This window comes from Mycobacterium sp. NGS40 (assembly GCF_059812735.1).
Window position 1 is genome coordinate 152,445 of sequence record NZ_JCALDG010000002.1, and the last position, 22,812, is coordinate 175,256.

Consider the following 22,812-nt stretch of genomic DNA (forward strand, 5'->3'; position numbering starts at 1 on the left):
TTTCGCGGCGGGCTCCGCCTACCTCTGTCAAATGCACCCCGGTGCATATGCCCTCTGGGCATGCACATGACCGCTGGTCACGCAGAAAAGATTGCGGTAACGAGAGTTTCGACACAGCGCGGCGACGGGTAACCGAGACCGGACTGCGACTCAACAAGGGGGTATTCGAATGAGCGTGCAGGACGAAAGAACAGCTGGTGACGAGGACGACCAGCAGGTGAGCGGTAAGTCCGGCGACAGCGACCGACCCGAAGGTGTCAAGGGCGACCAGCATCCGCAAGAGAAGCCGGAGCCCGACGAGGACGACAAGAAGGCAGCCGCCGAGATGATGGTGGCCTACGAGGACCGGCCGACGCTGGTACTGCCGGGATCCGGTGGGGCGGTCTCGGGCACCGCGGTCAACGACTGGCTGGACGAGGACGGCAATCCGAAGACCACCGACGGCCCGGCCAACAAGGATTCGGACGGCGACGGCTCGGACGACAAGGCCCGGCAAGAGCAGGTCGAAAAAGACAAGGCCTTGAACGAAGAACTCAGGAAACTCGCCGCCGAGGAGAACAAGGGCGAAAAGCGGCCCGCGACCGGCGCTAAGTAGTTACACGCCGCCAAATCCGGGAATCGGCAAGCCCAGTCCAGGAATTCGCGGGATGGGCGGAATCGCCGGGATCGGCGGGACCCGGGGTGCGGGCGCCGGTATCGCGGGTATGGGCGGCGGCGCCGGAGCCTCGACGGGAGGTGGCGGCGGAGCCGCCGGGACCGGCGTGTCGACCGCCGCGGGCGGTGGCGGGTCCACGGCCGCAGGGGCCGGAGTATCCGCGGGAGCGGGAGCGTCGGCCGTCGGCGGCGGCGCGGCCGGTTGGGGTGCGGCCTGACCCGTCATCGGCGCCTGGCTCGGCGGGGCAGGTTGCGGAGCAGCACCGTTGGCAGACGGCGCGGTAGCCGGTGTCGTCTTCACACCCGGGTTCGGCGTTGTGGCGGGTTTGTCGTCGGACAGGCCGATCGCCAATGCGATGCCGACCAGCAGTACCGCCACGGCCGTGCCTATGACCACCATGCCCGGCACCCGCGACCAGGGAACCACCGGCGTCTTTTTCTCCCGGCGTGGCCGCCCGGGCTGTTCGAAGTTCAACGCCGGTCGCGCCGACGTATACCCCGACCCGCCAACATGATTCGGGATTTGCTCGGCCGCAGCGGGGGCAGCGGGCATCATCCGCGACTCGTCGCCGGCCTCCGACCACGCCAGCGCGGGCATCAGCCTCGACACCGGCTCCGGGGCATCGGTCAGCGCGGACGGGCGCTCCTCGACCGCGACCGGTGCCGCTGGTGCCGCCGCCACGGCTGCCGCGGTCGCGCGGGATACCGACGGAGTCAGCAATGTCGCGCTGGTCTCCGCCGGCCCACGCGTCGCACGCAACGCCCCACCGATGGCCGGGGCCAGGTGCGGTCGCGGCGTCGTCACGACCGGAACCCTCAAGTGACCGGAGAGCATCGTGGTTACCGCCGGGATGTTGGCGCCGCCGCCGACCGACACCACCGCGATCAGATCACGAATCCCGTTGCGCACCAACGTTTCATCCAGCACCGCAACGAAATTGGTCAGGGAGGTACGAATCGCGTCGTCGAGTTCGTTACGGGTGAGCCGGATTTCGCCGGGTATGCCCGGCAGCCCCTCGGCCAGGGTCGCGACCGTGGTCGACGAAAGTTGTTCCTTGGCAATGCGGCATCCGGTGCGCAGCCGGCTCAGCGGCCCGATCGCCGAGGTGCCGGACGGATCGAAGGAATCGGCGCTGGGCAGGTTGGCCAACACCGTGGTCAACAGCGCCTGATCGATCAGGTCACCGGAGAAGTCGAGGTGCCGCACGGTCGGGGCAATCGGCTGATAGTCACCGGCGGCGTCCATCAACGTGATGCTGCTGCCGCTGCCGCCGAAGTCGCATACCGCGACGGTGCCGCGCGCCGGGATGCCGGGGTTGGCCCGCGCCGCGAACAGCGTCGCGGCGGCATCGGGGATCAACGTCAGCGGCCGCTCGCGGTTTGCCCATTCGGGCACCCGGCTCAGCGCGGAACCCAGCGCGTCGACGGCGTTCGATCCCCAGTGCGCGGGGTGGGTCACCGCGACGTTTTCCGGAAGGCCGGCGCCATTGGTGGCGGCGTACGCCAGGGCACGCAATCCGTCGGCGGCCAAGACCTCGCTGCGGTGCACGGAGCCGTCGGCCGCCACGATGCCGATCGGGTCGCCGACGCGATCGACGAAGTCGGTGATCACCAGGCCCGGCTGGTCCAGCCGCGGATTCTCCGACGGCACCCCGATCTCGGGCAGGCGCTCGCGGAACAGCGTCATGACAGGCTTGCGCGTGATGGCCTGGTCGGCGGTGACCGCGGCGAAGTTGGTGGCACCAATCGAGAGCCCCAGCGCGGGCGTAGCTCCGTCTGACATGGTCCCAATCCCCGTTATCGAGCGGTATGCCCCCGCATCCGCCTACCCCGATTTTGACGGTTATACCTATAGCCAATCTCTGCGTTGGCTATGCGTGAGCTGTATAACGTCTCGGCTCAGTCTAAAGCCCTGGTCACCGTATGTTGCCGGTTCCCGCGATAAGCGGAAGATCCAGCGGCGTGACCCAGCCGGGCCGCAGATCGTTGACCGCCGGCACCGCATTCAATGCCCGCAGTCCGGTCGCCAGGCACCCGGCCGCGGCGGCGTCGCGGCCGGAGCCGTCGGTGAACCGGAACGCGGTCTCCTGGAAGATGCTCGGGGTTCCTTCGATGTCCACGCGGTAGACGTCGTTGTCGTGACCGGTCGGCCAGTCGGGCGCGGCGTCGAGTCCGATGCGGTTGACGTGCTCGAGCTGGATGCGAGTCTCGCCCTGGTAGACGCCGTTGATGGTGAACCGGACGGCGGCGACGTGCCCGGGCTTGATGACGCCCCGCGCGGAGTTCCGTTCGGTCGGAGTCACCCACTTGTCCCAGGTGGTGGTGATTTCGTCGAGCATGATCCCGGCGGCGTGCGCGATCATCGGGACGGTCGCGCCCCAGGCGAAGATCAGCATGTCGCGGTCTTCGAGCATCGGCTTGAATTCGGGCTCGCGGCCGATGCCCATCTCGAACTCGTAGTCACCCTCGTAGTTGGTGTAGTCCAGCAGCTCGGATGCCCGCACCTTGCGGATCTCCGATGTCAGGCCCATCAGCGTCATCGGGAACAGGTCGTTGGCGAATCCGGGGTCGATGCCGGTGGTGAAGCAGGACGACTCACCCAGCTCACAGGCCTCGGTGATGGGCTCGATCCAGTTCGGCGGGTTCAGGTGCATCGTCGGCCACACCCATGGCGTCATGGCCGTCGAGCACACGTCGATGCCGGCGCGCAGGAAGCTGGTGATCAGCTTGATGTTCTCTTTGGCGTGCATCGCCGTCGGGCCGTAGTGCACCAGCGCGTCGGGCTTCAGCGCGATCAGCGCGTCCATGTCGTCGGTGGCCAGAACGCCCACCTTCTCCGACATCCCGCAGATGTCGCCGACGTCGCGGCCGACCTTGTCCGGATTGCTGACGCCGACGCCCACCAACTCAAACAGCGGGTGCTTGACGATCTCGGGGATCACCATCCTGCCCACGAAGCCGGTTCCAAACACCACCACGCGCTTTGAGCTGCTTATCGACATACCCAACCTTCCGGTCACCAGCCCCCCGCTTCACATTAAGTGGGCGACAGGTGTGGCACCTAACATCTGACTGTGCGAACAGGGATGCCGCGATGAGTCGCCCCGACGCCGCTATTAGTAAGGGCCCGGTCTGGCTCACCCGGAATGTGTGGGTGCTGTCGCTGGTGTCACTGCTGCAAGACGCCGCGAGCGAGTTGCTTTACCCGCTGCTGCCGATTTACTTGACGACCGTTTTGGGGGCGCCGCCGTCGGTGGTCGGGGCGGTGGAAGGCGCCGCGGAGGGCGCCGCGTCGATCACCAAGCTGGTGTCGGGCCCGTTGGGCGACCGCTTTTCCCGCCGGCCGCTGATTGCGACCGGATACGGAATGGCGGCGCTCGGCAAGGTCTTCGTCGCCGTCGCCAGCGCGTGGCCCGGCGTGCTGCTCGGACGGGTTGTCGACCGATTGGGCAAGGGACTGCGGGGGGCGCCACGCGATGCACTGCTGATCGACGGAATCGATGCCGCCCAGCGTGGCCGGGTGTTCGGGTTCCACCGCGCGTGGGACACGCTCGGCGCGGTCATCGGGCCGTTGCTCGGGCTGGCCGGATATGAGCTGTTTCATCACCGGATCGGTCCGGTGCTCTATCTGGCGGTGATCCCCGCTGTGCTCAGCGTGCTGGTCATCGCCTGGGTTCGGGAACGACCGCGAGAGGTGCGGCGAGGCACCGGTGTCCGGGTGTTCGCCGAGACCCGGCTGCTGCCTCGCCGGTACTGGGCGGTGGTTTCGTTTCTGGTGGTGTTCAGCCTCGCCAACTTCCCTGACGCGCTACTTCTGTTGCGGCTCAAGGAGATCGGCTTCTCGGTGGCCGATGTCATCTTGGCCTACGTCGGCTACAACCTGGTCTACGCGGTGGCCAGCTTCCCGGCCGGGTGGCTGGCGGACCGTTTCGGTCGTTCGGTCGTCTACGCTGCCGGTCTGGCGTTCTTCGCGATCGGGTATATCGGTCTGGGCATCACCGCCGACGCGGCGCTCGCGTCGGCCCTGATCGTCGCGTACGGGATGTTCACCGCCTGCTATGACGGCGTCGCGAAGGCCTGGATATCGACACTCGTCGGGGAATCCCTGCAATCGAGCGCCCAGGGCGTCTTCCAGGGGCTCAGCGGGTGTGCGGTGCTGGCGGCGGGCCTGTGGGCCGGCTTCTTGTGGGGCGCCGACGGTCGGCTGCCGTTGCTGATCTCGGGTGTGGTCGGGGCGGCGTGCGCTGTTGTTCTGCTGGGCGCCCTGGCGGTTCGCCGCATCGGCCGGGTCTCCTGACAGCGTCTGACGTCAACCGCTTCCCTACCGTCGCCGGTGGTGACACGATGCAATTCATGAGAACGCACCTCGCCGCACCGTCGATGCTGCTGGCTGTCGGTTTCGGGTTCGCGAACGCCTGCGGCGTCGCGCACGCCATTCCGCAGATGCCCCAGGTCCGTTACGAGGTCAATGGCCCGGCGGTCGCGCAGTTCATCTACTACCAAACCGACACCGGGCAGTTGCATCAGGTGAACGCGCCGCTGCCCTGGTCGACGGAGTTCACCGCGTTCGGTGGGCAGGTGTTCGCGATCAGCGCGCAGGGGCCGGGTCCCATCTCCTGCAAGATTTTGATGGACGGCAACGTGGTCAGCGCCGCGACGGCGACGACGGGCGTTCCCGCGAGAACCGTCTGCACGCACTGATCCGGGTCTAGGCTCCGCAGTGTCACCTCTTGATACCCCTTTCAACGTCGAAGGGAAGGCCACGTGAGCCTCGAGACCGGTATCGCGCCGCGACCGAATGGAACACCCCCGCCCGAACTCCCGCTTGCCGATGTCCAGCTCGAGTCGCTCGATTTCTGGGTGCGCAACGACGACCTGCGCGACGCGGCTTTCGCCACCTTGCGCCGGGAAGCCCCGATCTCGTTTTGGTCGCCGATTCAGTACGAGGGATTCGAGACCGGCAATGGGTATTGGGCGCTGACCAAGCTCGACGACGTCCACTTCGCCAGCCGCCATCCCGACATCTTCAGCTCCGCCAGCGGCATCACGATCAACGACCAGACACCGGAATTGGCCGAGTATTTCGGCTCGATGATCGTGATGGACGACCCGCGACACCAGCGGCTGCGCTCGATCGTCAGCCGGGCGTTCACGCCGAAAGTCGTTGCCCGCATTGAGGCTTCGGTGAAGGCGCGGGCCCACCGCTTGGTCACCTCACTGACCGCCAACCATCCCGACGGCCAGGCCGACCTCGTCACCGAGCTGGCGGGGCCACTGCCGCTGCAGGTCATCTGCGACATGATGGGCATCCCGGAAGAGGACCATCAGCGAATCTTCCACTGGACCAACGTGATTCTCGGGTTCGGCGACCCCGATCTGACTTTGGACTTCGAGGAGTTCATGCAGGTGTCGATGGACATCGGCGCCTATGCGACCGCGATGGCCGACGACCGACGGTCCAACCATCACGACGACCTGACCACGGCTCTGGTGGAGGCCGAGGTCGACGGCGATCGGCTGACCTCCCAGGAGATCGCGTCGTTCTTCATCCTGCTGGTGGTGGCGGGCAACGAAACCACCCGCAACGCGATCAGCCACGGCGTGCTGGCGTTGTCGCGCTTCCCCGAACAACGGGAGAAGTGGTGGTCCGACTTCGAGGCCCTGACGCCGACCGCGGTCGAGGAGATCGTGCGGTGGGCCTCCCCGGTGATCTACATGCGCCGCACCCTGACCCGCGACTTCGAGCTGAGCGGCGTCAAGATGGCCGAAGGCGACAAGGTTGCGCTGTATTACAACTCGGCCAATCGCGACGAGTCCCGGTTCGACAATCCGTGGGCATTCGATGTCGCGCGCAACCCCAATCCGCATCTGGGCTTCGGCGGCGGCGGCGCCCATTTCTGCTTGGGCGCCAACCTGGCTCGTCGCGAGATCCGGGTCGTCTTCGACGAACTGCGCCGCGAAATCCCCGACATCACCGTGACCGGCAAGCCGGCGCGGCTGCTGTCTCAATTCATTCACGGCATCAAAACTCTGCCGGTGTCCTGGACCACCCCGGGCTAGGGCCTCCGCAGCCCCGCCGGAAGCCACAGCGCACGCGATATCAGCAGCACCGCCCGGGATTACGCTGACCGGATGACAGCCCCCGCGTTTCCCGCCCCCGAAGTGCTGGCCGCGCGCCAGAAACTCGTGCTCGACCATTTTCACGACGAGGTCCGCCAGGACTGGGATGACGTGCTGGCGACCTTCCCGCACCCCCACTACGAGCTGATCCCGCAGCTGGTCGTCCACGACGGAAACGAGGCGGTGCGTGGCTACTACCACTACACGCGCACCGCGTTCCCCGATCAGGACCACGAGATCATCGCGCTGCGACACAGTGCCGACGCGGTGATCGTCGAGTTCTGGTTGATGGGCACGCATCGCGGTTTCCTCGGCAAGGTTCCGCCCACCGGCAGCCGCTTCCGGGTCCGCATGAACGCCTACTTCGTCTTCGACGACACCGAAACGCTTGTCTGCGAACGCATTTACTTCGACCAGCTGACGATGGTCAAACAGCTCCTCGGCGGGCTGGACATGAAGAAACCGGCGAACTGGCTACTCGCAGCACGCGTGGTGCGCGGCCTGCTGTCGATGTCTTCGGAGAAACCGGACCCGGCGCTGACCAATACCGTGCCGCCGGCGTTCACGCTTCACGACGGCCACCAGACGCCCAGCTGATCGGCGAGGTCGAGGAAGTCCGAGGCATTGATGTCGAACTCGTCCGAATACGCCACGTCGGGATCGCCGTCGGCGCCGAACTCCAAAGGACGCGCGATGAACGCCGTGCGAAAGCCGAGTTCGGCTGCCGCGCGGAGGTCGTATTTGTGGCTGGCCACCATCATGATCTCGGCCGGTTCCAGGCCCAGGTAGGTCGCGGCCATCCGATAGATCGCCGGGTCCGGCTTGAAAACACCGGCCATCTCGGCGGCGAAAATCGCATCCCAGGGCAACCGCGCACGCTTGGAGATATTGATGACGGCGGACACGTCGGCGTTCGACAGCGTCGCCAACGTGAAGTCGCTCTTCAGCCAGGAGAGCCCGGGTGCGACGTCCGGCCAAGGCTCGAGTCGCTGCCAGGCCAGGGTGAGATCCTCACGCTCGGCATCGGTGAAGCCGTCGATGCCGCACTCGTCGAGCAGGGTGTCCAGCGCGGTGCGGTAGACCGAGTGCACCGAAACCCAGCCACTCTGTTGGCTGCGCGCGGCCTCGAGTGCGGCGAAGTAGCCGGCCCGCCAACGCCGGACCAGGTCGGGCCAATCGAGCTGCGGGTAGCGTCCCGCGCTGATCCGTTGCGCCTCGTCGCAGACGGTCGAATGGAAATCTGTCGCGGTGCCCTGCACGTCGAACAACAACGCCTTAACCACAACCTTCATCATGCAACGGCGCAGCGCAAGGCGCGCTGGCCGGCCACGGGGTTAGTTAAAATCACGGGTAAAGAAATGCTTGTTCCCATACTTCCTGCGAGGTCGCCGTGTCCGAGAAGGCCATCACCGAGCGCCACGCCGACAGCACGCAAGAGCCCGACTACCGGTTCACCATGGCCAACGAACGCACCTTCCTGGCCTGGCAGCGCACCGCGCTGGGGCTGCTCGCGGCGGCGGTGGCCCTGGTGCAACTCGTTCCGGAGATGACGGTGCCGGGTGCTCGCCGGCTGCTCGGCCTCGGCCTTGTGGTGCTGGCGATCCTCACCAGCGGGATGGGGTTGCTGCGCTGGCAGCAGGCCGACCATGCGATGCGCCGCGGCGACCCCCTGCCCCGTCATCCCTCGCCGGCCTACCTCGCGGTCGGGCTCAGCCTGGTCGGAGTCGTCGCACTCGGGTTGGTCGTGCTGAAGGTCGTCGCGGGTTGACGGCGGCGCACGGCAATCCGGTCCGCGGGCTACAGGCCGAACGTACGACGCTCGCCTGGTCGCGGACATCGTTCGCGTTCCTGGCCAACGGCGTCCTGCTGGCCATCAAGGAAATCCACGGCGCACGGGGATGGCTGCCGTTGATCCCGGCGGGTGTGGCCCTGCTTGCGGCGATGTGTACCTATCTGATCGCGTTCCGGCGCCAGGCGATCCTGCAGCGCCGACCGCTGCCGGCCGACATCAGCCCTCGTCGCCCCGTGTACATCATTGGAATCGCCACGCTGCTGCTCATCGTGATGGCCACGGCCGCGCAGCTGCTGTAACGGCGCGCCCACCCTTCGCGTTCACCATGACCAAACCTGGTGTTCACCATGACTTTTCGCTGCACCGCTGCGGATGCGGCGCGGCTGAATAGCTCCTTACAATCGGCGTGCCGCTTGGGTCCAATGCGATGTATCGGGAGGCTGCAATGACGACGACGGGTTTGCCCGACACGCCGCGCGGCGTCCGAATTCGCAGGCAAGCAAACCTGGTCGCCGGCTTCGGCCTGGCGCTGCCGGTCGGCGCGGGCGCGCTGGGTGTTAGCCTGCTGACCCGCAGCCGTCGACGCGGGCTGAACTTCTTCCGGTCCACCTGGCCGCAGTTGCTGCTCGCCACCAACGGCATTCGCTACCGCGTGATCGGCACCGAGAACTTGACGGCGCAGCGCCCGGCCGTGTTCCTCTACAACCACCGCAACGGAGTCGACCCCTTCATCGCCGCCGCACTGCTGCGGGACGACTGGATCAAGATCGCGAAGAAGGAACTGGCGAGCGACCCGATCATCGGCACGCTACTCAAGTTCAACGAGGGCGTCTTCCTCGATCGCGACGACCCCGCCGCCGCGGTGGAAACCCTGCACGAAGTCGAGGAACGCGCGAAGGACGGACTGTCCATCCTGATCGCGCCGGAAGGCACCTCGCGCGACACCATGACCGGGGTGGGGCCGTTCAAGAAGGGAGCGTTCCGGATCGCGATGGCCGCGGGCATTCCGATCGTGCCGATCGTGATCCGCAACGCCGAGATCATCGCCGCCAAGAACTCGCTCAAGATCACCCCGGGCACAGTCGATGTCGCCGTGCTGCCGCCGATCCCGGTCGACGAGTGGACGCTGGAGACGTTGCCGGATCGCATTGCCGAGGTGCGCCAGCTCTATCTGGACACGCTCGCCGATTGGCCGACCGAAGTCCCCAAAGCGGCCGTCGCAGGCTGAGTTTCAGCGGCCGTTCAGAAACGCCACGATCCCCTGCGTGACGGCCGCGGCGTACTTCGCCCGTCCGTCCGCGCTTTCCATCAGCGCCGCTTCGTCCGGATTCTTCATGTTGCCCAGTTCGACGAGCACCGCCGGGTACTGAGCCAGGTTCAGGCCGGCCAGGTCAGCGCGCCCGTAGAGGCCATCCGAGCCGACGTAGGTAGACGGGTGAAAACCCGCTTGCACCAAAGCATCTCGCATCGTGTGGGCCAGTTGCACCGCCGGGCCGGCCTGGACATCGTTGAGCGGCGGGGCCGAGTAGTTGACGTGAAAGCCGCTGCCGGACACCGGACCACCGTCGGCGTGAATGCTCACGATCGCATTGGGGTGCATCGCGTTCGCCTGGGCGGCGCGCTGGTCGACGCACGGCCCGACGGAGCTGTCGTTGTCGCGGGACAGCGCGGTAGTCACGCCTTGTTGCCGCAACGAGTCGTTGATCAGGCCGACGACGGCCCAGTTGAACGCATGCTCGGGATAACCGCCGTTCGTCGCGGCGCCCGACGTTTGGCACGCTTTGGTGCCACCCCGGCCGTTCGGCACTTGCTCGTTGATCGAGGCGTCATTGACGGCGTTGTGGCCCGCGTCGAGGAAGACCGATGAGCCGGCGGCTGATGCGCACGGGGCAACAAGCGTTGTCACACCGAACAACGGGGCCGCACCGGCAACTTTCAAGACGTCGCGTCTAGAAACAGATTTCAGCCGGGCGAGCCCCCGATACGCAGCCGGATCGCTCACCGCGCGATGGTAACAATCCGTCTGTATCCTCAAGATCAAGCCGATTGATTTGTAAAGGCACGACATCGGGACCGGCCAGCAGTCCTTCGGTATTGACCGGGGATATCAGGCCGTACAAGACCACCACCGAACTTCTGCGTGTCGCTTTTGTGGTCCTTGGCAACGGTGGTGAACTGGTCTTGGAACTCAAAGGTTTGGGATGGGCACCGATGGGCACTTACTTCGGCATGATCGCCGGTCACATCATTCGATTCATCAAACCCACCGCGATAGCAGCCGTGGGCCTTGGTAGCAGTTTCCTAGTCTCCCCTACTCCGTCGGCTCTGGCCGAGCCATGTCCCGACGCCCAAGTGGTGTTCGCGCGTGGCACGGGCGAACCGGAGGGCATCGGTCCCACCGGGCAGGCCTTCGTCGACGGTCTGCGCGCGCGCGAAGCCGGAAAATCCGTCGACGTCTACGCGGTCAACTACCCCGCCAGCAATGAGTGGCAGACCGGCCTTGACGGAATCAGGGATGCCGGCGCTCATGTCGTGTCGATGGCGAGCAGTTGCCCGAAGACCAAGATGGTGCTCAGCGGATTCTCGCAGGGCGCGGCCGTGATGGGCTTTGTCACCTCGGCGCAGGTGCCCGACGGTGTCGACCCGGCAACCGTGCCCAAGCCCCTGGCACCCGAAATCGCCGACCACGTCGCGGCGGTGGTGCTCTTCGGCACGCCCAACGTGCGGGCGATGAACTTCTTGGGCCAGCCGCCTCTGGTCATCGGGCCGATCTATCAGGCCAAGACGCTCAAGGTCTGTGCGACGGATGACCCGGTGTGCTCGGACGGCATGAACTTCGCCGCCCACGACACCTACGCCGACGGCGGCGCCTACATCGACAAGGGTGTGTCCTTCGCCGCCAGCCGACTCGACGACACCGCCAGCGGACCGGCCATCGTGGTGCACGCGCCGACCGATACCGGATTCGGCAACTGACCGCCTGAACATACTAAAAAGTATGTTACCGTGGCCGCATGTCCGCGGTTGCCAGCCGCCCGTTGCACGGAATCACCGACGAATTCGTCGCGCGGTTAGCGGCGCGTGCCGAGGAGGCCGAGCAACTGCGGCGCCTGCCCGCGGCGACGGTCGGCGAGTTCAGGCAGACGGAGCTGTTCCGGCTGCTGCTCCCGGACCGGTTCGGTGGTATCCAGGCATCGTTTCCCGAAGTGCTGGAACCGATTCGGCTGATGGCACACGGCTGCGCGTCGAGCGCGTGGACGCTGGGGTTCTACGCGCTGCATAACTGGATGCTGTCGCTGTTCGACCCGCGGCTTCAGGAGGAAGTGTTCGCCTCGGGTCCGGTACTGGCGCCGGCGCCGTTGGCCCCGACCGGCCGTGGCACTCCGGTCGACGGCGGCGTGCGACTGACCGGCAAGTGGTCATGGGCAACGGGGGCGATGGACGCCGACTGGGTGATCGTGGGTGCGCTGATCGAGCGCGACGACGGCATCGTTGCGGCGCTCGTGGTGCTGCCCGCCGACCAGGTCGAGGTCGACGACGTATGGCACACCGCGGGCATGCGCGCGACCGGCTCCCACGACTTGATCGTGACCGACGTCTTCGTCCCTGAACACCGCATCGCGAGCGTGGCCGACATCTACGGCGGCACGGCCCCGGGCGCGCAGGTGCACGGGGCGGCTACCTACCGGTGGCCGCTGGTGCCCGCGCTCGCGTTGGTGGCCTCGATGCCGGTGCTCGGTGCCGCCGAACGGGTGACCGAGCTGTTCGCCGAACGGCTAAGCGGCCGCGTGCTGGCGTATAGCGGTGTGGCGCAAAAGGATCAGCCCGCCGCGCAGATCAGGTTGGGCGATGCGACCGTGCGGCTGCGCGCGCTGCGGGCGCTGGTGGCCGAGACTGCCGCGACCATCGACGAGCTGGTGGTCAGCGGTGAACGTGTGCGTCGATCCGTCCGGGCGAATGCCCGGCTGGCCGCGGCGTACACCGTGCACGAGTGCCGGGCGATCATCGCCGATCTGCTGGAGGCCGCCGGCGCGAGCGCTCACTTCTTGTCCAGCCCGCTGCAGCGCGCCAAGCGCGATGTGGACATTGCCGCGGGCCATGTCGTGTTCGACTACGACGTGAGCCGGGAGTTGGCCGGGGCGTTGGCGATTGGCGCCAAGATCTCGCCGATCGCGATGGTGTGATTACTTCGCGTCGGCCAGCATCAGGTCCAGGAAGCGTTCGTGTTGAGCCAGCTTCTGCGCTTGGCCGGGCGAGGCGGTGAGGTGCAGCAGTCCGATGCCCGCCGCGAAGGTCAGCTCGGCGCGCAGTTTGGCGTCCTCGTGGCTGAATCCACATTCACCATAGGCCTTCGTGACGGCGCGAAGCAGCCGGCGATCGGCGTCGCGAATGTTCGCGGCGGCGGTTTGATCGGTGCGGGCCCACTCTCGCATCGCGCGTTCCAGCATCCAGTGTTGCGGCCTCACCAAGGAAATCATCAAGGCGGACAAGCGTTCCCGGGGCGGCAGCGCGTCGATCTCGGCCAGGATTTGCCGATCCTCCTCGCGGAACGCATTCCACGAGTCGACCAGTGCGGCGCGGTAGCCGTCCATGTCCTCGAAGTGCCAGTAGAAGCTGCCGCGGGTGGCGCCGACTTGTTGGCACAGCCGTTCGATCTTGAGGGCGCGCGCCCCCTCCTCGGCGAGCAAGGTGTAGCCGGCCTGCAGCCAGTCGTCGGCTGACAGACGCGTCAACGGGGGCTTGCGCGCGACCACGTTGTGCAACGTTACGGGCAATCAGGACCGCATCGTTAGACTTGTGCAAAATTAGTCACCGATGGGCAGCGTGGGCAGCCGCGCGGAGTCGTCGAGGTCGACGTCGAGCGCATTGAGCATCAACGCCAGGCCCGCGTACCTGCTGATAATCATCAGCACTTCCACGGTGGCCTCCGGCCCCAGGGCCGTCCGCACGCTTTCGAAAAGCGAGGCCTGCACCGCGCGCGTACTGACAAGTTCGGTTGTCAGCCGTAAGACCGCGAGTTCGGTCCCCTCGAAATAGCCTGTTTCCCAATCGGACTCGGTGGTAACCGCGTTGATCTCGTCGGCGCTGACGCCGCCGTCGCGCGCCACGTCCCGGTGCTGGCCGAGTTCGTAGGCGCAGTCCATCAGATAGGCGGTGCGCAGCGTCACCAATTCGCGCAGCCGCCGCGGCACCACCGGACTCGTCAGGCCACCACGCCCGGCCATCATCCAGCCGGTGTACACGTTCTCGGCGTTGGCCATCGTGCGGTAGACGTTGAGATTGCCGCGCTCCAAGGTCAATTCGCGAGCTTGGTCGTTCATGTCTTCGGGCCGCAGGTACGGGATGCGCGTCATTCGATCTCCAAGTCCACCGCGTTGAGCACCAGCGCCAGCCCGTAGTAGCAGCCGACGAGGGTGAGCAATTCGGTCAGCGCCGCGTCGCCGAACACGGCCTGGGCGGCGTCGAAGGACTCGTCGCGCAGGTGGTGGGTGGTGCACAACTCGGTGACGACGTCGAGCGCCGTGCGTTCGTCGGCGCTGAAGCCGGCGTCATCGAGGTCGCCCGTGGCCAGGGCCTCGAGCTGGTGCTCGGTCAGCCCGGCGGCGCGGCCCATTGGCAGATGCTGGGCGAGTTCGTAGGCTGACTCCTGCAGGTTGGCCACGCGCAGCACGATCACTTCGCGCAGGCGCGCGCTGAAGGTCGGGCTGGCATACAGCTCGTCCACCTGTTGTATCCATCCGGGAAATACGTTGGGCGCGTTGGCCAGTAGCCGGAACACGTTGAGGTTGCCGCGACGGGCCGCCCACTCGCGGGTTGACTCGGGCTGCTGGTCGAGGTCGGCTAACGGGAGGCGTGTCATGGCTTCACTGTGCCGCGAGGGTGAACGTCCAGTCCAGCGTGACGAAGGGTTCGTCGACTTTCGTTCCGTCCGGCGCGACGCCCGGTTCGTGGCGCACGAAGTCGGCCTTCAGTGACTCCTGCGCCGAGAACACGGCGTCGCAATCGATGTAGGGGTCGTCTTTGAGAAAGAGCTGCGTGATCAGCGGCTGGTAACCGTCGGCGTGGAACCAGAAGTGCACATGTTGGGGCCGCATCACGGATCGATTGGCGGCGCGCAGGATTTCCCCGCACGGGCCGTCGGTGGGCACTGGGTAGTAGCGCGGCGTAATCGAGCGGTACCAGAATTTGCCGTCGTGATCCGTGGTCAGCAATGCGCGCATGGCGAACTCGCCGTGCAGCGGCTCGGTCATTTGCACGTCGTAGAACCCGGTGCCGTCGCTGTGCCAGGTGTCCACCTGGGCGCCGGCGATCGGCCTGCCCTGCTCGTCGACGACCCGGCCGGCCATGAACATCGGGGTTCCCGCAACACCATTGGCGATGTCGGCGCCATTGGGCGCGGTCGGGCGGTCTTGGACATAGAACGGACCCAGCAGCGCCGAGTCGGTGGCCGATCCGCCGGTCTGTTCGTTGATTTTGTCCAGCAGCATCGACAGACCGAGGATGTCGGAGAGCAGCACCACCTCCTGGCGGGTGGGGCTGGAGATCTTGCCGAGCCGTTCGATGAAGTCCATCGCGGTGAACCACTCGTCCCCGGTCAGCCGCACCTCGCGGGCGAAATCGTGCAGATGCTGGACCAGGCTTCGGAAGAGTTGGCGGAAGCGTTCATCGGTGGCGGTGTCGAACGTTTTCAACACTTCGTCGGTGATGGTGTGTTCGGTCAGGTCCGTTGCCATTGCGGTTGCCTCTCTTGGGGATTGATCACGACGCGGCCCGGGGTGTGGCTGGCGACCGCGTTGTAGGCTGCTGCGCTGTCGTCGAGGGAGTAGCGGGCGGTGATGGGCAGTGGGCGGAACTCGCCGGATTCGAAGTAGGGCAACATCTTTTCGAGTAGTTGCGCACAGTCGACGACGCTGAGCTTGCCGCTGTCGACGCCGAGGATGCGGGTTTCGTTGCGGTACAACGCTCTGAGATCGATGTCGACTGTTGGCGAGCCGACGACGCTGATGACCACCAGCCGGCCACGCCGGGCGAGCGAGGCCAGCGCGGCTGGTGTGGTCACGCCGCCGACCGCGTCGTAGACGATGTCGACGCCCTTGCCGTTGGTGAGTTGTTTGATCTCGGCGGCGGTGTCTTTGTCGAGGGTGACGAATTCGTCGATGGCTTGGGCGGCGGGGGTCTGCGGGTCGGGTTTGCGACGGCCCACGCCGATCACCCGGGCGCCGAGGGCGTGCGCGATCTGCGCGACGGCGCCGCCGACTCCCCCGGATACGCCAAAGATGGCGATCGTTTCATCGGCTTGCAGCTGGGCCGTCTCGACCGCGCCGGCCCACGCGGTGACGAAGTTGACGCCGACGGCGGCGGCCTCGTCGAAGCTGAGTTTTTCTGGCTTGCGCGCCAGCGCTTCGATGGGCACCTTCATCAGCTCGGCGTGTGAGCCGTCGCGGGTGAAGCCGACGTCACCGCCGGTGCCCCACACTTCGGCGCCTTCCCATTCGGACGGGCCGCCGACGACCACCCCGGCGAAGTCGCGTCCGGGCGTGCGCGGCAGCACCGTCCAGTCCATCAGGCCGGCAACGTTTTTCACATCGGACGGGTTGACCGATGCGGCTTCGACGCGGATCACCGCTTACTGCTTTGTTGCTTTCGGGGCGGGCAGCTCGGTGACATGCAGGACGGTGGGGTCACCGAACGTGTCGAAGCGCAAGGCTCGCATGGGCTGTTCCTCCGTCACTCACGTTCGTCGGTATCGGCAATCTGGATGCCTTCCGACTTGAGGAGGTCGATGAGGTCTAGCGCTTCGTCGTCGTTGTCGCCGGCGGCACCGCTTTTGTCGTATAGGAAGCGCTCGCGGTAGGCCCAGTACGCGGCGTCGGCAATGTCGTTGACCGCTTTCCAGTTCAAGGCCGCGCCGATCCCGACTCCAACGACGGGTGCGAGTTGGAAGAGTTTTGACCTGGCCAGTTTCTCGGTGAACTTGACGGCGAACTTCTGAGCCACCTTGGCGAAGGTCTGTTCGTCGAGCTCATGCCACGCGGCGTTGCGGGCTAGGCTTTCCGTCAACAGCGTAAGCTGTTGGTAGGCAGCGGCTTTCGCCGATGTTGTTCCGGCTAGACCCAGCCCGATCACCTGCATCATGAAAATTTCTTCGGCGGGCTGGGACGGGTCATAGCCGTAATACAAAGCGTCTTGCGCCACCACGCTGCTGCACGCGGTCAAGAGCACTGCGGCGTCGACACCCATGGCCGTGACGACTGTCCCCAGTCCTGGCCCGGCCGCGACACCGGCGGTTCCCGCCGCACCGACGGTCGCGACTGCCTCACCAGTGCTGATGGCGAGACCGGCTGCCGCACCTTCGACCGCTGCCGAGATTGAGTAGGCGTGCCGCGTGAAAGCAAACGCCGCCACGTCGTCGATGGTGCTCAGGTCGAGCTTGCGGATGTCGTCGAGGTGGTGGACCGGATGGCCTTGGCGCGCATAGGCACCGATCACCAGGCTGGGCGACGTTGTCATTTGACCGGTTTTGGTCATCGCTTTGCCGGCGTTCGCGGCCGTGGTGCCGAGCAGCGCCGCCCCGGAGTCGGTCACCTTGTCCAGACCCGACACCTTCAGTGCCTTATTGACCAGCCCCGGGCCAATGCCACGCACGCTGTCGGGAATTGCGGGGATCAGGCGACGCGACGGACGAAGGGCGCGCTCTTTATGCGCGGTGACCTTCTTGAGCTGTTCTTGCTCGTAGGCAGATAGCGCCACCGCCTCATCACAGCACAAGTGGGGTCACTGCGCCGCGCGCGCTCTGCGCCGGGCCCCATCGTCGAAGTCGGCACCGAGCGCTGCGTAGGCGCCGCCGTACTTCTGGGTCAGTCGGGCGCGGTCGGACTCGGTCAGCGTTGCCATCCGGTCGGGGTCGGTGTTGTCCGCCAGATCCGCCAGCTTCACTTCCCGGGCGATCGGGTGGTCGTTGATTTGTTGGTAATACTCGGCGGATGGTTGGTCACTGCGTCGGGTGAGCAGCTCGATTGCATCGATGGCTGCCTGCGGGATTCTGCGATCGCTCAGTGCGATCGCGTCGATGTCGGTGTCCTCGATGACGTCGTGCAGCAATGCCGCGACGACGGCATTGGTGTTATCAGGGCCCACGTAGGAGGCGACCCGACGGACGTGCCCGATGTACGGCATGCCGGCCTTGTCCACTTGGCCCGCATGCGCCTCGGCCGCGATTGCATCTGCCATAGCAATGGGGTCCAACGCGCCTGTCCTTTGTCACGCGGCTGATTCGAAGCCGCCAGCTAATTCTTACCTGTCACCATAACGCCGACCAGCGCGCAGGATCGGAAGCGCTCTCCCGTCGAGAGCTGCAGGCGACAAATCGGACGCGCGCCACCTCCGGTGACACGATGTGTTGAGCTCGTATGCACTCGAACGAACGCGTCATTGCAATTCTCTTATAACGACCGTCGGACACTCGTACTCGTGTCGTGGAGCGACAAAACCACCATCATCATCGCTGCTAGCCGTGCAAGAGATGTCTCGGTCTTACGCAACGCACATAGCTTGGCAATGGAGGATGCCCGCCCTCATGGGTGGATGCAAAATCGAATAGCTCATCGAGTCGTTCTGACAGTGCGCCAATCTGCGATGCTGCGCGAGCTCCTGCTGAGTTACTCCCGTGCCAGTCGACGGCGCGCCATCCTCCCTTGGGGGTCCGGCGCCAAGAATTTACCAATGGTTTCAGCCGAGACTGCAATCGGTACTCAAGCGCTAGACCGATCCTGTTCGAATCGGAGGTCACCATAAGTTCTTCGGCCTCCTTCAAGGCAGGCCATGCCACCACGACTACGCGATCCCACGTCTCGGGAGGAAATGTTGTCGCAAGGTGATGGCTTTCACCAACGGGTAGATCGCGGAGCCGGCGCGACGCCTCTGTCGTCTGTCCGACGTAGAGACAGCCCCAATCGAGCCAAATACCGTAAACAACCGGCCCTTTGACTGCCTCAGCAGCATCCGTCGCGCCGGCGAGCATATCCCCCAAGCGGTAAGCAAACTGATAGCGGTGCTCCCGCCAAGCCTTGGATGCTTCGTGCGTATGAGTGAGTGTCGTCAGACTGGACAGCCACTGCACGAACGCGTGCTCTCGCTCGTTCGGTTCCATAGCGCCGAAGGTAGCTGATGGCGCGCCGCGGACTCTGGTCTGAGAAACCGCCGGACAACAAATCGTGCTGCGGTGGGCCTTTATGCTGGTTAGCTGGCATTACAGCCAGTGAGCGGTAGATACGAGCGGCCAAACTTCGCACGCGCCGCGCGAGTCGATCCGACATTGTCTGTGCCTGCTGTTTAACTTAAGGCCAACATCAGGACTGAACCTGGAGCCTTTGATCCGATGAAACTTTCCAGCGTGGCACCGTCGGCCGCTCGCCTCACTTCCTCTCTGCGGGACATCGGCTACGACTTCGTCAGTGCGGTGGCCGACCTCATAGACAACAGCATCGCTGCGGGCGCGACCGATGTCGGGGTCGAGATCGAATTCGCGGGCCAAGCATCGACAATCTACATCGCCGACAATGGTTGCGGGCTAAACGCGCGGGGCATGCTTGAGGCACTTCGATTCGGTAGCCGACGCACTTATGGCTCGGGTGATTTGGGTCGATACGGCCTAGGGCTGAAGACGGCATCGTTATCTCAAGCACGCTGCGTGACTGTGATTTCCAAATCGGCTGACCGAAAACGTCCACTTTGGAGGTCGCTGGACTTGGATCTGATTGCGGAGTTGGACGACTGGGTTCTAGCCGAGAACCCTCGCGATCATGCCATCGCGAGGAGCGAAGAACTGCTTGGCACTGGGACCGGCACAGTCGTGGTGTGGCAAAACCTAGACCGCGTGCTTCCTGCCTCTGGTGCATCTGGCGGCTGGGCGAAACGCCGTTTCGAGGTACTAGTCGAGAAGACCAAGCGGCACTTAGCGATGGTGTTTCACAGGTTCATAACCGGTGAGAACAACGCCCCTCGGATTTCTATCAGCGTGAACGGCGACAAGCTCTTGGCATGGGACCCGTTTGTTCGTCATGAACCGGGGACACAGCAACTGTCGACCCAGCAGTTCGAGCTTGAGAGCGCAACCGGAGTCGGAGCAGTCGAGCTCCGTCGCTACATCCTCCCTGGCAAGAGGACATTCAGTTCTCTCGATGCATTCGACAATGCGGCAGGGCCTCTCAACTGGAACCGGCAACAGGGCCTCTATGTGTATCGCGAGAATCGGCTGGTGCAGTGGGGCAGCTGGGCGGGCACTCGGGGCATCGACGAACACACGAAGCTTGCTCGCGCGAGTCTCGACTTCACCAGCAGCCTCGACGAAGTCTTCAATATCAACGTCGCAAAAATGCGGGTGTCTGTACCGGCCCAGCTAAAGCAGATGTTGGAGCGGCCGGTAAGTGAATTATGCATTCTCGCCGATCGTGTGTACCGCCGCCACAACTCCGACGCAGCTGACGCGCCCGACGAACCGATGGAACGCGACAATAAAGCACCAGCCAGCGGCTCGCTTCCGGAGATCGGATTGGCCCTGAAGTCAGCAGCAATTCAGTCAGGTCACTACGAAACATTCAAGAAGGTAATGGCGTTCATGCAGGATCAACACCCTGACCTTGCCAGGGGCCTAGGTTTCTAGGGGCCGGCAGCTGCGCACCAGCTGCTTAGCGGGCAGACGCCACATAGCGGCTTTTCCACCAGACAAACGTCGGCCGCCAGCGCAATAAGGCCCAAGTGCGCCGGCCGCGAATCGTCGCCGAAGCCGATCATGCTGGCTACTGCAATTCGCCCATCGGTCTGCACGTTTCTCTTGTCGGCGTCGTTGCCTTGGAACCGACTGGCGACGCGCAAGACACCTTTAGTGATCAATACAGGCTCCTCGCTCTCTCTCCCGTCGTGATTAATTGGCAGAGCAAGCTCTAGTAGGTCCGCCACTGCAGACGGTATGGCCGGGAGGACTGCACGGTCGATGGTCGGTTGCCACAATGCATTTGGGGCAGCAGCCAGCTGTACGGCAAGCTGACGCACCACCGAAATCCGCTGGCCGCGACCCACCCCCGACATGAGTTCGTCGAGGAGATCGACGGCCTCGTCATCGGGCAAATCTCCGGGGCGGATATCGTGCCGCGTATCGATGATCGGCCATACCGCATTCATCACTGTCGGCGTAGCACGGTCAAGAAGGAGTTCGGCTAAGAGGAACTTCCAACGGTTCCCAGTCTTGAACCACGGGATCGCGGCGATGGAAGCTTGCCGTTGAAACCAACGCGCCAACTTCGCGGAGGTCGCCCGGGTGGAAAGCCCAGCCTTGATTTCCGAAGCCAGGGAGGTCTGTACCGCATGGCCGATCACCTCTCCGATCAGAGGTGGAACTGCGTTACCGATCTGCTTGAAAGCCGCCGATGGTGGCCCAGCGAAACGAAAGTCGTCTGGAAAAGTTTGAATTCGGGCAGCCTCTCGCACAGTGAGCGTACGCGGCTGCCTGGGGTGGATGTACCAGTAACCGTCTTTCGCGATGTGTGCGGTTATTGTGCGAGAGAGATCGTTCTCATCGAGCTTCTTGTACTTGTCATCAAAGATGTCTTTGCGGTAGCGCTGGTACTCGGGCGCTAGGTCCGTGTACTTCGTCTTGTGGGTCATCGATTCAAATGCGGCGCGGTCATCCTCGCGTACGGGCCTAGTGATGTGGTCGAATAGCTTGCACGCGTCCGCCTCCGAGACGTTTCGCCGCATCCATGTTTGGTATTCAGTCCGGGGCCCAACGTAATTCGCCCATCCGAAGGCACCGCCGGCCGGACGCCAACCACCCTCAACTTCGGGCATATCACCAATGGCGTTCCACAAAGTGACCCGCTTCTCTGATTCTGCTGGCCAAGTGAAACGGACACGATCTTTGAGGGCGACCAATAGCAGTCGTTGCCGCATTTGGGGGACCCCGAAGCGCCAGCTATCTATGACCCGCGCCGACACTGAATAACCGATCTGTTCGAGTTCCTCCGTCATACTGCGCAAGATGAACATTTCGCGATCGAGGGCCATATCAGGAACGTTCTCCATCACGACGGCGCGAGGCCGTGCTAACTGAACGACTTCCAAAAAGGATCGCCACAAGTCACGGCGTTCGTCATGCGGGTCGGCCACACCCGTCAAAACTCGGTGCCGAATCATCGACCGCCCCGCCCTAGAAAATGGCTGGCACGGCGGACCGCCTGTCAAGACCTCTATCCTATTGCGCTTCAACAGCTTCGCGACCCGCTTAATCATTGCTGGATCCGCTAGGTCGTCGTCCAGCGACATACCGGCGAAATGATGCCGATGTGTCTCAACTGCGAAGCCATAGTGGTCAACCCCCAACACCACCCTGAAGCCGGCTTCCTCGAAACCCAGACTCATACCACCGGCTCCACTGAACAGGTCCGCGGCCAACGGCACGCCGTGAGCCCGCAGATTGGCGCACAGCGCGGCCAGGTCCTCGTCGGAGCGCGTGTGGCATGGATGGGGAGCAAGCTCGACGAAAGGCCCTCGGATCTGCTTAACCGCATATGACGATCCAGAAGTCGTCACTTGGCGCGCGGTCATACAGCCAGATTAAGTGAGGGTGACGACACCGTACTGAGGCGCGCCGTCGTGCGCCGAGGCGCAGCGGTCCGCCTGTGTCACAGGTGCGCGGTCAGTCGGATCGCCGGATGTCGTTCCGCGAACGGGCATTCGCAGCCCAAACCGCGACCTCCTTCGGAGTTTGGACCCGCGCCAGCCAAAGTTTGTAAATCGTCTCGGCCGCGTCGGCAGGGTCTTCGTGTTCCCAAATGTGGACTGGTAGCCAGCCCAGACACCGCAGCTTCTCATCCTTCTTTTTATCTCTGGTCACATTTGCCTCAAGCTTCGCAGCCCACCACTCTGCATTATTTTTTGGCGCAGTGCCGTGTGAGGGGCAACGATGCCAGAAGCAGCCATCGACGAACACCGCTATCCGCGCGCGCGTAAACGCGACGTCGGGCCGCCCAGGCAGTGTCCGGACTTGCACACGGAAACGCAAGCCCCGCCTGTGAAGCTCTCTCCGGAGAGCTATCTCAGTACCGGTATCTCTCGTGGGCATTGCACTCATCTGGCGGCGGACGCTCTCGCTGAGCGGTAAAGGCGACGAGCGGGCTGCACGCGGCGCGTCCTCGGTACCCATTAGTCCTTTGTCCTCAAAGCTTCGTCTACAACACCGAAATGCTTGA

At 64.6% G+C, this 22,812-nt stretch carries 23 protein-coding genes and 1 pseudogene; 11 read left to right on the plus strand and 13 right to left on the minus strand.

Going from position 1 to position 22,812, the window contains the following annotated elements; translation table 11 throughout:
* Positions 1-169 precede the first annotated feature (169 nt).
* Positions 170-595, plus strand: coding sequence for a hypothetical protein (locus AC5Y5O_RS04215; RefSeq protein WP_096288800.1), 426 nt, complete (start codon positions 170-172; stop codon positions 593-595).
* Here the strand turns inward: AC5Y5O_RS04215 and AC5Y5O_RS04220 are convergent, their stop codons facing one another.
* Together AC5Y5O_RS04220 and AC5Y5O_RS04225 are read right to left on the minus strand one after the other, a co-directional pair.
* Positions 596-2,437, minus strand: coding sequence for an Hsp70 family protein (locus AC5Y5O_RS04220; protein WP_500023896.1), 1,842 nt, complete (start codon positions 2,435-2,437; stop codon positions 596-598). It lies immediately after the preceding gene.
* Between the two features lie 133 nt (positions 2,438-2,570).
* Complete coding sequence (locus tag AC5Y5O_RS04225; protein WP_500023897.1) at positions 2,571-3,656, minus strand: NAD(P)H-dependent amine dehydrogenase family protein; 1,086 nt, start codon at positions 3,654-3,656, stop codon at positions 2,571-2,573.
* A 92-nt stretch (positions 3,657-3,748) separates the two neighbouring features.
* Between AC5Y5O_RS04225 and AC5Y5O_RS04230 the strand changes: the two genes are divergently transcribed.
* The 4 genes from AC5Y5O_RS04230 (at position 3,749) to AC5Y5O_RS04245 (ending at position 7,371) form a co-directional block, all read left to right on the plus strand.
* Positions 3,749-4,951, plus strand: coding sequence for an MFS transporter (locus AC5Y5O_RS04230; protein WP_500023898.1), 1,203 nt, complete (start codon positions 3,749-3,751; stop codon positions 4,949-4,951).
* A gap of 56 nt (positions 4,952-5,007) precedes the next feature.
* Complete coding sequence (locus AC5Y5O_RS04235) at positions 5,008-5,355, plus strand: MmpS family transport accessory protein (protein ID WP_207768549.1); 348 nt, start codon at positions 5,008-5,010, stop codon at positions 5,353-5,355.
* Positions 5,356-5,418: 63 nt separating this feature from the next.
* On the plus strand, positions 5,419-6,714 hold the full coding sequence (locus AC5Y5O_RS04240; RefSeq protein WP_500023900.1) for a cytochrome P450: 1,296 nt from the start codon (positions 5,419-5,421) through the stop codon (positions 6,712-6,714).
* Between the two features lie 72 nt (positions 6,715-6,786).
* Positions 6,787-7,371: an ester cyclase gene (locus AC5Y5O_RS04245; protein WP_500023902.1), complete on the plus strand. Its 585-nt coding sequence runs from the start codon at positions 6,787-6,789 to the stop codon at positions 7,369-7,371.
* On the opposite strand, the gene AC5Y5O_RS04250 is transcribed toward AC5Y5O_RS04245, so the two are convergent.
* Positions 7,344-8,069: a haloacid dehalogenase type II gene (locus AC5Y5O_RS04250; RefSeq protein WP_370495389.1), complete on the minus strand. Its 726-nt coding sequence runs from the start codon at positions 8,067-8,069 to the stop codon at positions 7,344-7,346. The genes AC5Y5O_RS04245 and AC5Y5O_RS04250 overlap by 28 nt on opposite strands.
* Before the next feature lie 161 nt (positions 8,070-8,230).
* Here AC5Y5O_RS04250 and AC5Y5O_RS04255 point away from each other — a divergent pair, with 161 nt between their 5' ends.
* The 3 genes and pseudogenes from AC5Y5O_RS04255 to AC5Y5O_RS04265 all read left to right on the plus strand — a co-directional run.
* Positions 8,231-8,542 carry a DUF202 domain-containing protein gene (locus AC5Y5O_RS04255; RefSeq protein ID WP_370495498.1) on the plus strand — a complete coding sequence of 104 codons (312 nt, stop codon included), beginning with the start codon at positions 8,231-8,233 and terminating at the stop codon, positions 8,540-8,542.
* On the plus strand, positions 8,539-8,865 hold the full coding sequence (locus AC5Y5O_RS04260; protein ID WP_500023904.1) for a DUF202 domain-containing protein: 327 nt from the start codon (positions 8,539-8,541) through the stop codon (positions 8,863-8,865). The genes AC5Y5O_RS04255 and AC5Y5O_RS04260 overlap by 4 nt, the downstream gene beginning before the upstream one ends.
* Before the next feature lie 179 nt (positions 8,866-9,044).
* Positions 9,045-9,767: pseudogene (locus AC5Y5O_RS04265) on the plus strand (lysophospholipid acyltransferase family protein); the annotation flags it as partial.
* A gap of 30 nt (positions 9,768-9,797) precedes the next feature.
* On the opposite strand, the gene AC5Y5O_RS04270 reads toward AC5Y5O_RS04265, so the two are convergent.
* Positions 9,798-10,568 carry an Rv3717 family N-acetylmuramoyl-L-alanine amidase gene (locus AC5Y5O_RS04270; protein WP_500023906.1) on the minus strand — a complete coding sequence of 257 codons (771 nt, stop codon included), beginning with the start codon at positions 10,566-10,568 and terminating at the stop codon, positions 9,798-9,800.
* Positions 10,569-10,777: 209 nt separating this feature from the next.
* Here AC5Y5O_RS04270 and AC5Y5O_RS04275 point away from each other — a divergent pair, with 209 nt between their 5' ends.
* Both AC5Y5O_RS04275 and AC5Y5O_RS04280 read left to right on the plus strand, forming a co-directional pair.
* Positions 10,778-11,542 (plus strand): cutinase family protein, encoded by a 765-nt coding sequence (locus tag AC5Y5O_RS04275; RefSeq protein ID WP_096291230.1) that lies wholly within the window; start codon positions 10,778-10,780, stop codon positions 11,540-11,542.
* Positions 11,543-11,580: 38 nt separating this feature from the next.
* Entirely contained in the window at positions 11,581-12,750 is a 1,170-nt protein-coding gene (locus tag AC5Y5O_RS04280) for an acyl-CoA dehydrogenase family protein (protein ID WP_096288822.1), read from the plus strand.
* On the opposite strand, the gene AC5Y5O_RS04285 is transcribed toward AC5Y5O_RS04280, so the two are convergent.
* From AC5Y5O_RS04285 to AC5Y5O_RS04315, 7 genes are all read right to left on the minus strand, one after another.
* The gene (locus tag AC5Y5O_RS04285) at positions 12,751-13,320 is read right to left on the minus strand and encodes a TetR/AcrR family transcriptional regulator (protein WP_096288824.1); all 570 of its coding nucleotides are present in this window, start codon (positions 13,318-13,320) and stop codon (positions 12,751-12,753) included. It lies immediately after the preceding gene.
* A 51-nt stretch (positions 13,321-13,371) separates the two neighbouring features.
* Positions 13,372-13,920, minus strand: coding sequence for a carboxymuconolactone decarboxylase family protein (locus AC5Y5O_RS04290; protein WP_096288826.1), 549 nt, complete (start codon positions 13,918-13,920; stop codon positions 13,372-13,374).
* The gene (locus AC5Y5O_RS04295; protein WP_096288828.1) at positions 13,917-14,426 is read right to left on the minus strand and encodes a carboxymuconolactone decarboxylase family protein; all 510 of its coding nucleotides are present in this window, start codon (positions 14,424-14,426) and stop codon (positions 13,917-13,919) included. Before AC5Y5O_RS04295 ends, AC5Y5O_RS04290 begins: the two co-directional genes overlap by 4 nt.
* A 4-nt stretch (positions 14,427-14,430) precedes the next feature.
* Positions 14,431-15,300 carry a dioxygenase family protein gene (locus AC5Y5O_RS04300; RefSeq protein ID WP_096288830.1) on the minus strand — a complete coding sequence of 290 codons (870 nt, stop codon included), beginning with the start codon at positions 15,298-15,300 and terminating at the stop codon, positions 14,431-14,433.
* Positions 15,285-16,190 carry a quinone oxidoreductase family protein gene (locus tag AC5Y5O_RS04305; RefSeq protein ID WP_500023910.1) on the minus strand — a complete coding sequence of 302 codons (906 nt, stop codon included), beginning with the start codon at positions 16,188-16,190 and terminating at the stop codon, positions 15,285-15,287. The genes AC5Y5O_RS04300 and AC5Y5O_RS04305 overlap by 16 nt, the downstream gene beginning before the upstream one ends.
* A gap of 104 nt (positions 16,191-16,294) precedes the next feature.
* Positions 16,295-17,317, minus strand: a complete 1,023-nt coding sequence (locus AC5Y5O_RS04310) for an EcsC family protein (protein ID WP_096288832.1) — start codon at positions 17,315-17,317, stop codon at positions 16,295-16,297.
* A gap of 24 nt (positions 17,318-17,341) precedes the next feature.
* Positions 17,342-17,797, minus strand: a complete 456-nt coding sequence (locus AC5Y5O_RS04315) for an HD domain-containing protein (RefSeq protein WP_500023912.1) — start codon at positions 17,795-17,797, stop codon at positions 17,342-17,344.
* A gap of 1,147 nt (positions 17,798-18,944) precedes the next feature.
* Between AC5Y5O_RS04315 and AC5Y5O_RS04320 the strand changes: the two genes are divergently transcribed.
* A complete protein-coding gene (locus AC5Y5O_RS04320; protein ID WP_500023914.1) occupies positions 18,945-20,228 on the plus strand; it encodes an ATP-binding protein in 1,284 nt (427 codons plus the stop codon).
* Here the strand turns inward: AC5Y5O_RS04320 and AC5Y5O_RS04325 are convergent.
* Positions 20,225-22,168 (minus strand): DNA cytosine methyltransferase, encoded by a 1,944-nt coding sequence (locus AC5Y5O_RS04325; RefSeq protein WP_500023916.1) that lies wholly within the window; start codon positions 22,166-22,168, stop codon positions 20,225-20,227. The genes AC5Y5O_RS04320 and AC5Y5O_RS04325 overlap by 4 nt on opposite strands.
* Before the next feature lie 91 nt (positions 22,169-22,259).
* Positions 22,260-22,766, minus strand: coding sequence for a very short patch repair endonuclease (locus AC5Y5O_RS04330; protein WP_500023918.1), 507 nt, complete (start codon positions 22,764-22,766; stop codon positions 22,260-22,262).
* Positions 22,767-22,812 lie beyond the last annotated feature (46 nt).

Bases quoted from the DNA above. Each gene is read 5' to 3' on its own strand.
- AC5Y5O_RS04295 (WP_096288828.1), bottom strand. From the start codon at position 14,426: ATGACACGCCTCCCGTTAGCCGACCTCGACCAGCAGCCCGAGTCAACC.
- AC5Y5O_RS04315 (WP_500023912.1), bottom strand. From the start codon at position 17,797: ATGGCAGATGCAATCGCGGCCGAGGCGCATGCGGGCCAAGTGGACAAG.
- AC5Y5O_RS04220 (WP_500023896.1), bottom strand. From the start codon at position 2,437: ATGTCAGACGGAGCTACGCCCGCGCTGGGGCTCTCGATTGGTGCCACC.
- AC5Y5O_RS04290 (WP_096288826.1), bottom strand. From the start codon at position 13,920: ATGACGCGCATCCCGTACCTGCGGCCCGAAGACATGAACGACCAAGCT.
- AC5Y5O_RS04255 (WP_370495498.1), top strand. From the start codon at position 8,231: ATGGCCAACGAACGCACCTTCCTGGCCTGGCAGCGCACCGCGCTGGGG.
- AC5Y5O_RS04320 (WP_500023914.1), top strand. From the start codon at position 18,945: ATGAAACTTTCCAGCGTGGCACCGTCGGCCGCTCGCCTCACTTCCTCT.
- AC5Y5O_RS04250 (WP_370495389.1), bottom strand. From the start codon at position 8,069: ATGATGAAGGTTGTGGTTAAGGCGTTGTTGTTCGACGTGCAGGGCACC.
- AC5Y5O_RS04275 (WP_096291230.1), top strand. From the start codon at position 10,778: ATGGGCACTTACTTCGGCATGATCGCCGGTCACATCATTCGATTCATC.
- AC5Y5O_RS04215 (WP_096288800.1), top strand. From the start codon at position 170: ATGAGCGTGCAGGACGAAAGAACAGCTGGTGACGAGGACGACCAGCAG.
- AC5Y5O_RS04280 (WP_096288822.1), top strand. From the start codon at position 11,581: ATGTCCGCGGTTGCCAGCCGCCCGTTGCACGGAATCACCGACGAATTC.
- AC5Y5O_RS04230 (WP_500023898.1), top strand. From the start codon at position 3,749: ATGAGTCGCCCCGACGCCGCTATTAGTAAGGGCCCGGTCTGGCTCACC.
- AC5Y5O_RS04325 (WP_500023916.1), bottom strand. From the start codon at position 22,168: ATGACCGCGCGCCAAGTGACGACTTCTGGATCGTCATATGCGGTTAAG.
- AC5Y5O_RS04245 (WP_500023902.1), top strand. From the start codon at position 6,787: ATGACAGCCCCCGCGTTTCCCGCCCCCGAAGTGCTGGCCGCGCGCCAG.
- AC5Y5O_RS04225 (WP_500023897.1), bottom strand. From the start codon at position 3,656: ATGTCGATAAGCAGCTCAAAGCGCGTGGTGGTGTTTGGAACCGGCTTC.
- AC5Y5O_RS04330 (WP_500023918.1), bottom strand. From the start codon at position 22,766: ATGGGTACCGAGGACGCGCCGCGTGCAGCCCGCTCGTCGCCTTTACCG.
- AC5Y5O_RS04300 (WP_096288830.1), bottom strand. From the start codon at position 15,300: ATGGCAACGGACCTGACCGAACACACCATCACCGACGAAGTGTTGAAA.
- AC5Y5O_RS04235 (WP_207768549.1), top strand. From the start codon at position 5,008: ATGAGAACGCACCTCGCCGCACCGTCGATGCTGCTGGCTGTCGGTTTC.